Annotated in this window: 7 protein-coding genes; 5 read left to right on the top strand and 2 right to left on the bottom strand. The window is 69.2% G+C overall.

Annotated elements, in window-relative coordinates:
* Together VGD32_RS11455 and VGD32_RS11450 are read left to right on the top strand one after the other, a co-directional pair.
* On the top strand, positions 1-1,686 hold a 1,686-nt coding region (locus VGD32_RS11455; RefSeq protein ID WP_331032015.1), incomplete at its 5' end, for an ATP-dependent helicase.
* The gene (locus tag VGD32_RS11450; protein ID WP_331032014.1) at positions 1,686-1,967 is read left to right on the top strand and encodes a hypothetical protein; all 282 of its coding nucleotides are present in this window, start codon (positions 1,686-1,688) and stop codon (positions 1,965-1,967) included. The genes VGD32_RS11455 and VGD32_RS11450, both read left to right, overlap by 1 nt.
* 2 nt (positions 1,968-1,969) lie before the next feature.
* Here VGD32_RS11450 and VGD32_RS11445 read toward each other — a convergent pair whose 3' ends face one another.
* The gene (locus VGD32_RS11445) at positions 1,970-2,740 is read right to left on the bottom strand and encodes a hypothetical protein (RefSeq protein ID WP_331032013.1); all 771 of its coding nucleotides are present in this window, start codon (positions 2,738-2,740) and stop codon (positions 1,970-1,972) included.
* Positions 2,741-2,784: 44 nt separating this feature from the next.
* On the opposite strand from VGD32_RS11445, the gene VGD32_RS11440 reads away from it, so the two are divergent.
* Genes VGD32_RS11440 through VGD32_RS11430 form a run of 3 tightly spaced genes read left to right on the top strand, consistent with a single transcriptional unit; the run spans position 2,785 to position 7,038 of the window.
* Complete coding sequence (locus VGD32_RS11440; protein WP_331032012.1) at positions 2,785-4,137, top strand: O-antigen ligase; 1,353 nt, start codon at positions 2,785-2,787, stop codon at positions 4,135-4,137.
* Positions 4,103-6,205, top strand: a complete 2,103-nt coding sequence (gene parE, locus VGD32_RS11435; protein ID WP_331032011.1) for a DNA topoisomerase IV subunit B — start codon at positions 4,103-4,105, stop codon at positions 6,203-6,205. Before VGD32_RS11440 ends, parE begins: the two co-directional genes overlap by 35 nt.
* A gap of 35 nt (positions 6,206-6,240) precedes the next feature.
* On the top strand, positions 6,241-7,038 hold the full coding sequence (locus VGD32_RS11430) for a hypothetical protein (RefSeq protein ID WP_331032010.1): 798 nt from the start codon (positions 6,241-6,243) through the stop codon (positions 7,036-7,038).
* Between the two features lie 7 nt (positions 7,039-7,045).
* Here VGD32_RS11430 and VGD32_RS11425 read toward each other — a convergent pair whose 3' ends face one another.
* On the bottom strand, positions 7,046-7,561 hold the full coding sequence (locus VGD32_RS11425; protein ID WP_331032009.1) for a phosphoglycerate mutase family protein: 516 nt from the start codon (positions 7,559-7,561) through the stop codon (positions 7,046-7,048).
* Positions 7,562-7,622 lie beyond the last annotated feature (61 nt).

The following is a 7,622-nucleotide window of genomic DNA, read 5'->3' as shown; positions in this document are numbered from 1 at the left end:
TTGCTGCACAACCTGACGATTCTGTCGAAACACGCGGATATCGCCGAGGAATATCGGCGGCGGTTCCGCTACATCCTGGTCGACGAATACCAGGACACCAACGTCGCCCAGTATCTGTGGCTGCGCCTGCTGACCTCCTCGACCGGCAATGTCTGCTGCGTCGGTGACGACGACCAGTCGATCTATGGCTGGCGCGGCGCCGAGGTGGACAACATCCTGCGCTTCGAGCGGGACTTCCCGGGAGCGAAAGTGATCCGGCTCGAGCGCAATTATCGCTCGACGCAGCATATCCTCGGCGCCGCGTCCGGCCTGATCGCGGCCAACAAGGGGCGGCTGGGCAAGACGCTGTGGACCGAGGATCTGAGCGGCGACAAGGTCCGCGTGCGCGGGGTCTGGGACGGCGAGGCCGAGGCTCGGCTGATCGCCGACGAGATCGAGACGGCGCGGCGGGCGGGCATGGCCTACAAGGACATGGCGGTGCTGGTCCGGGCCTCGTTCCAGATGCGGGCGTTCGAGGAGCGGTTCGTGCTGCTGGCCATCCCGTATGTGGTGATCGGGGGACCGCGCTTCTTCGAACGGGCCGAAATCCGCGACGCCCACGCCTATCTGCGGCTGATCCTCAGCGAGGACGACGATCTGGCCTTCGAGCGCATCGTCAACACGCCCAAGCGCGGCGTCGGCGACACCTCGGTGCAGAAGGTGCTGCAGATCGCGCGGCTGTCGGGCGTGTCGGCGATGGCGGCGGTGCGCGACCTGATCGTCTCGGACGAACTGCAGGCGCGGACCCGGACGGCGCTCTCCAACTTCGTGCGCGACATCGACCGCTGGCGGGCGCTGGCCCAGACCACGACGCACTGGGAGCTGACCGAGACGGTGCTGGAGGAGAGCGGCTACACCGACATGCAGAAGGCCGACCGGGCGACCGGCCAGACGAGGCTCGACAACCTCAAGGAGCTGGCCCAGTCGATGCAGGCCTTCGACAGCCTGCCCGCCTATCTGGAGCACGTCTCGCTCGTCATGGACCTCGACCGCGGCGGGGCCGAGGACGCGGTGCAGGTGATGACACTGCACGGCGCCAAGGGGCTGGAGTTCCCGCTGGTCTTCCTGCCGGGCTGGGAGGAAGGCGTCTTCCCGAGCCAGCGCAGTATCGACGAGAAGGGCGAAAAGGGGCTCGAGGAGGAGCGCCGGCTGGCCTACGTCGGCGTTACCCGGGCCAAGCAGGACGCGCGCATCTCGTTCGCCGCCAACCGGCTGGTCTACGGGCGCTGGACCTCGCAGCTGCCGAGCCGGTTCGTCGATGAGCTGCCGATCGACCACGTCGAGGCGGAGAGCGACACGGGCTACTATGGCGTCACCCCCGGCATGAAGGAGGCCAAGAGCCGCTGGGACGAGATGCCGACCTTCGGCTCAGGCTATTCCTCGCCGGGCTGGAAACGGGCGCAGTCGTTCACGGCGGCGAGGGCCCCGGCGGCCAAGCCGGCGCGGCATGCGCTGATCGAGGGCGACGGCCGGCTTGTGGCGACGGCCGATCCCGGAGCCGGGAGCGGGTGGTCGAAGGGCGAACGGGTCTTCCACCAGAAGTTCGGCTACGGCCGCATCATCGGCATCGAGGGCAACAAGCTGTCGGTGGCCTTCGACAAGGCGGGGGAGAAGAAGGTTATCGACACGTTCGTGGAGAAGGCCTGATGCGGATGCTGGTTCTGGCGGGCGCCGCAGCGGCGCTTTCGGGGTGCGCCGATGCGGACTGGAGCGACGACGCGGTGACCCGCTTCGTCGAGCGGGCGGAGATGTGCGAGCACTGGATGGGCGAGGAGCCCTACGATGACAGCCGGCGGGCGGAGATCGAGCGGAACCTGAACAATCTGCGCTGCACCACGATCCGCCGCGACGGCGAGGCGCTGAAGGTGAGCCGGAAGGACCGGCCCGGGGACGTGGTCCGGATCGACGCGGCGCTGGCAGGGTTCTGACGCTATCCGGCCGGTCGCAGGCCGGTCAGGAGTTCAGGGTTCTTGCGCAGATACTTCACCGCCTGCCGCCGCAGCCCCTCGATCCCGGGTTTGAGATACGTCTCCATCCCGCGGTCGTCGCCGCGGAGCTCGCCGAACACCGCCAGGGCGAAAGCCCAGCTGCGGGGCGAGAGATAGCCTGACGAACGGCTGCGCCATCCCTGGCTGAAGGCGTCGCCATGCTGTTCGAAACTGAAGGCGGCGTTGGCGCCGAACACGCCGAGACCCGCGTAGGCGACAGCCAGATCGGTCATCAGCTCGTGGGTCTCGTCCTCGACGAGATCGCTCTCGGCGGCCAGCAGATAGTGGGCCATCTCGTGCGCCAGCGTCGCGACGAGACTCATCGGGTCGTCGAGCAGGTCGGGCGCGTAGGTGATCACCGCCTCCCCGGCTTCGATCCTGAACGTGCCGTCGGGGTCGGACCCGCCTCCGATCGCCACGAACTCCGAAACCCGCTCGCCGGTCATCCGCCGCGGTTGCGCCTCCAGCCGGCAGGGCCAGTCCGCCTCGGTCATCTTCAGGATCGACCGGACGCAGCCGAAGACGTGCAGAGCCTTGCCGTGACCCGTCTGGTCCGTCGGGGGAAAGAAGTCACGGGTCGGCAGGGCCAGAGGCGTCTCCGCCAGCGATAGCTCGGCGCCGAACCGCTCGGTCAGGACACCCCAGGTCCCGAGGTGCCATTCCTCGATATCGGGGTCGAGAAAGGTACGGCTCCCGAAGAGTCCAGCCAGCATCGTCCCCCAACCCTTCGTTAAGCCCGTTGGCCGACCCTGCACGCGTGCGCGAATCCCGTCCAGACGCGGTCCTGATCGAAACCCCGCCCAGCCTGTGGGAGCGGGCGATTTGCGTCGCCATCATCGCCATGATGACCGGGGCTCTGATCGGGCCGGTGTTCGCGCCGCTGCAGGAAGAGACGCCGGTGCTGCGGCTGGTCTGGCTGCCGGCCTATGCGGCCATCTTCGGCATGGCGCTGTACCGGATCGACCGGCTGTGGCGGGCGTGGCCGGCGGCGATCGCCGTGGTCCTGCTGGTCGGGTTGGCCTTCGCCTCGCGCTACTGGTCGATCGACTACGAGACGACCACCCGGCGGGTCATCGCCCTGACCATCAGCGGCGTGTTCGCCCTGTATCTCGGCGCCGTGTTCCGGGGACCGCACCTGCCCAGGCTGCTGATGCACGCGGCGCTGCTGATGGCGGTGGGCAGTCTGGTCATGGTCTTCGCCTTCCCCGAGATCGGCGTGCACCAGTACGACAACGCCGGCCTGTGGCGCGGCCTCTGGTACGAGAAGAACCAGATGGGGGCGGTGATGGTGATCGGGGCCACCGCCTCGGCCGCCTGCCTCGCCTCGCCCGACCCGCGGCGGCTGCTGACCGCTCTCGCCCTGATCCTGTCCAGCGGTCTGGTGCTGGCGACCCAGTCAAAGACCTCGCTGCTGTGCCTGGTGATCGGCCTGGCCCTCGTGGGCGGCTTTTGGGCCCTGCGGCGCGGCGGGCCGGCGTTCAGCGTGGCCGCGATCTGGATCGCGGTGGTGCTGGCCGGCGTCGGCCTGTGGACCTGGCAGACCCACTCGGTGGCCGTGCTGGAGGCGCTGGGCAAGGATCCGTCGCTGACCGGACGCACCGAGATCTGGGACGCCCTGATGCGCAAGGTCGCCGACGAGCCCTGGACCGGCTACGGCTACGGCGCCTTCTGGGGGCGGGCCGGCGAGTCCGTGCCGGCCGACTGGGTGCGCAAGGAGACCCAGTGGCCGGTGCCGAACGCCCACAACGGCTGGATCGACCTGCTGGTGCAGCTGGGCTGGCCGGGCGCGGTGCTGGTCGGGACGCTGATGGCCGTCACAGTCGTCATCACGGTCTTCCGGTCGATGGGCCAGGGCGTGCGCGAAGGCTGGTGGGCCTTGGGCTTCCTCGCCGCCTTCTTCGTGCTGAGCCTGTCGGAAAGCATCCTGCTCGCGCACCAGGGCCTGCCCTGGGTGCTGTTCATGGCGGTGATGACCCGGGCGATCCTGCCGGCCCCGGCGCGGTGTCCCGTCCCGCTTGTGGAGAAGCGCCGCCGGGCCTACCAGACCGGCTCCCGAATCGCCGCACAGTATCCGCATGGCCCAGTCCGCCGACCTCCTTTCGCTGTTTGACGACGAACCGACGCAGCCGCGCCCGGGCGATCCCGCGGTCGCGCCGGAACCCGCGCTGACTCCGCAGGCGGCCGCGCCGCGGCCCGAGCCCGCCGCGCGGCTGGCCGACCACCCCTCGCCCGCCCCGCTGGCCGCGGCGACCGGCTATTCCGCCTCGTCGATCGAGGTGCTGGAGGGGCTGGAGCCGGTCCGCAAACGCCCCGGCATGTACATCGGCGGCACCGACGAGCGGGCCCTGCACCACCTGTTCGCCGAAGTCCTCGACAACGCCATGGACGAGGCGGTCGCCAAGCACGCGAAGCTGATCACCGTCGACCTCGACGCCGATGGCTGGCTGTCGGTGCGCGACGACGGCCGCGGCATCCCGGTCGATCCGCACCCGAAACACCCCGGCAAGTCGGCGCTGGAAGTCGTGATGACCGTGCTGCACTCGGGCGGCAAATTCTCGGGCAAGGCCTATGAGACCTCGGGCGGCCTGCACGGCGTCGGCGTCTCGGTGGTCAACGCCCTGTCTGAGCATCTGGACGTCACCGTCTGGCGCGACGGTTTCGAGTGGAAACAATCCTTCAGCCGCGGCCTGCCGCTGGAGCCGATCCAGCAGGCGGGACCGTCGCGCAAGAAGGGCACCCTGATCCGGTTCAGGCCCGACGAGGAAATCTTCGGTGTCGGCGCGGCGTTCAAGCCGGCGCGGCTGTTCCGAATGGCGCGGTCCAAGGCCTATCTGTTCCGCGGCGTCGAGATCCGCTGGACCTGCGCGCCCGAGCGGATCACGGACCACACGCCCGCCGAGGCGGTGTTCCACTTCCCCAACGGTCTGGCCGACGCCCTGGCCGAGCGGATCGGCCAGATCGAGACGGTCACCCCGGCCTTCGCTGGACGGGTCGAGCGCAAGGGCGAGGCCGGCGCGGTCGAATGGGCGGTGACCTGGTCGCCGATCGGCTTCGGCGAGGCCGACGGCTTCGTCAGCTCCTACTGCAACACCGTGTCGACGCCGGACGGCGGCACGCACGAGGCGGGCTTCCGGGCGGCGCTGGTCAAGGGGCTCAAGGCCTATGGCGAGCTGGTCAACGAGAAGCGGGCGGGGCTGATCACCGCCGAGGACGTCATCGCCAACGCCGGGGCGCTGATCTCGGTGTTCATCCGCAATCCCGAGTTCCAGGGTCAGACCAAGGACCGGCTGTCGTCGCCGGAGGGCGCGCGGCTGGTCGAACAGCTGATGCGCGATCCGCTCGATCACTGGCTGACCGAGAGCCCGAAACAGGCCAACACCCTGCTCGGCTTCGTCATCGACCGGGCCGAGGACCGCCTGCGCCGCCGCAAGGACAAGGAGGTCCAGCGCGCCGCCGCCACCCGCAAGCTGCGCCTGCCGGGCAAGCTGTCGGACTGCTCGCGCCAGTCGGCCGAGGGCACGGAGCTGTTCATCGTCGAGGGCGACTCGGCCGGCGGCTCGGCCAAGCAGGCGCGGGACCGGACCACCCAGGCCATCCTGCCCCTGCGCGGCAAGATCCTGAACGTGGCCTCGGCGACCGCGGACAAGCTGCGCGCCAATATCGAATTGTCGGACCTGGCGCTGGCGCTGGGCGTGCAGCCGGGAAGCCGGTTCAACATCGAGGACCTGCGCTACGAACGCATCGTCATCATGACCGACGCCGACGTGGACGGAGCGCACATCGCCGCCCTGCTGATCACCTTCTTCTATCGCTCGATGCCCGAGACGATCCGCCAGGGCCGGCTGTTCATGGCCCTGCCCCCGCTCTACCGGATCTCGGCCGGGCCGCTGTCGGAATACGCCCGCGACGACGCCCACCGCGACGAGCTGCTGGCCACGGTGTTCAAGGGCAAGAAGGTCGAGATCGGGCGGTTCAAGGGTCTCGGCGAGATGATGGCCTCCCAGCTCAAGGAGACCACCATGGACCCGAAGAAGCGCACCCTCGCGCGGGTCACGGTTCCGGCGTCCGAGGACGACATCGAGGACCTTGTCGAGCGGCTGATGGGCAAGAAGGCCGAGGCCCGCTACCAGTTCATCCAGGACAACGCCCGCTTCGTGGTGGATGAACTGGACGTGTGATGTCAGGATGGCTCCCGTTTCGGGGGAACTCATCCATGCGCATCGCCGCTCTCGTCGCCGCCGCCCTGCTGGGCGCCCTCGCGGCTCCAGCCCTCGCCCAGCGCGCGCCCGACCCGGTTCCGATCGAGGAATGGCCGCTCGAGAAGATCAGCGCCATGGGCCAGGCCATCTACCGTCAGGACGTGGCCGCCTGGGTCGCCACGGACGCCGTGATGGCGCTCTGGGCGAGCACGCCTCCGCCGGCGGACATGGCGGGCTGGATCGTGGTCGACGAGGGCGAGGCGCAGCGGGTGCGCTTCGTCCGGCAGCACGGCGGAACGCTGAAGTCGGCCTTCGACGTGGTGGTCCGGGACGGGCGGGCCGGGCCGGTCGAGGTCGTCTCCGACGGGACGCTCTCGGCGGAGGAAAAGGCCGGCTTCCTCGCCCGCCAGACGGCCATCTCGAACATCGGACACCTGCGCTGCTCGCAGAACCTGAACACGGTCGTGCTGGACGATCCGGACAGTGACGGATGGCTCGTCTGGCTGCTGACCTCGACTACCGACGCCAACATCGTGCCGATGGGCGGCCACTACCGTTTCCGCATCAGCGCCGACGGCTCGACGGTGCTGCGGCGGGACATGCTCAGCAACAGCTGTCTGAACATGCCGCGCCGGCAATCGGACGATCAGGGGCGGCCCGTCGCCCTCGCGGTCTCCCAGATCGTCTCGCAGGGGCCGGTCGAGACCCATGTGTTCCTGTCGCTGCAGAACCGCATGCCGATCTATGTGATCGCCGGAGAGGGCCGCATCTTCGAGGTGAACGGCCCGGAGATCACGAAGGTCGAGCAGTGAACCGCCGTCAGCAGGTCGTCGGTTCGCCGTAACGGCTGACGATCGCGTGGGCGCGGCCCCCGCCCAGCAGGTGCAGGGTGGTCATCCGGTCGTATTCGCATTCCGGCATGTCGGCGGCGTCGGGGTAGCCGAGCGCGCGCGCTATCAGCGGGACGGTGTTGCTGTGTCCGACGATCAGGATGGTGGCATCCTCTGGCTGGGCCTGCACCCTGGCGACGATCTCGGCCAGATGGGCCTGGACGCCGCCGTTCAATGCGATCGCCTCCGGGGTCACAGAGTGATGCTCGGCCGTCGGCGCGGCGGTCAGGCGGGTGCGCTGCAGCGGGCTGGTCAGGATGATGACGGGGTGGTCGTCAGCCAGTTCCGCGGCGAGCGCCTGCGCCCTCGCCTGCCCGGCCTCTGACAATACCGGATCGGCGCTGGCGTCGGCCTTTTCGGCGTGGCGGACGATGACGACCGTTTGCGCCATGGCCGGAAGCGCGGTGGCGAGCGATAGCGCGGCGGCAAGTAGAAGGCGTTTCATGGTGATCTCCCCCGGGGTTCGTCCACGGCTAGGGCCGATGGCGGGACCAGGCAAGATAACT

This window comes from Brevundimonas sp. (genome assembly GCF_036402095.1).
Lineage (GTDB): Bacteria > Pseudomonadota > Alphaproteobacteria > Caulobacterales > Caulobacteraceae > Brevundimonas.
This window is presented reverse-complemented; position numbering and strand designations above follow the sequence as displayed.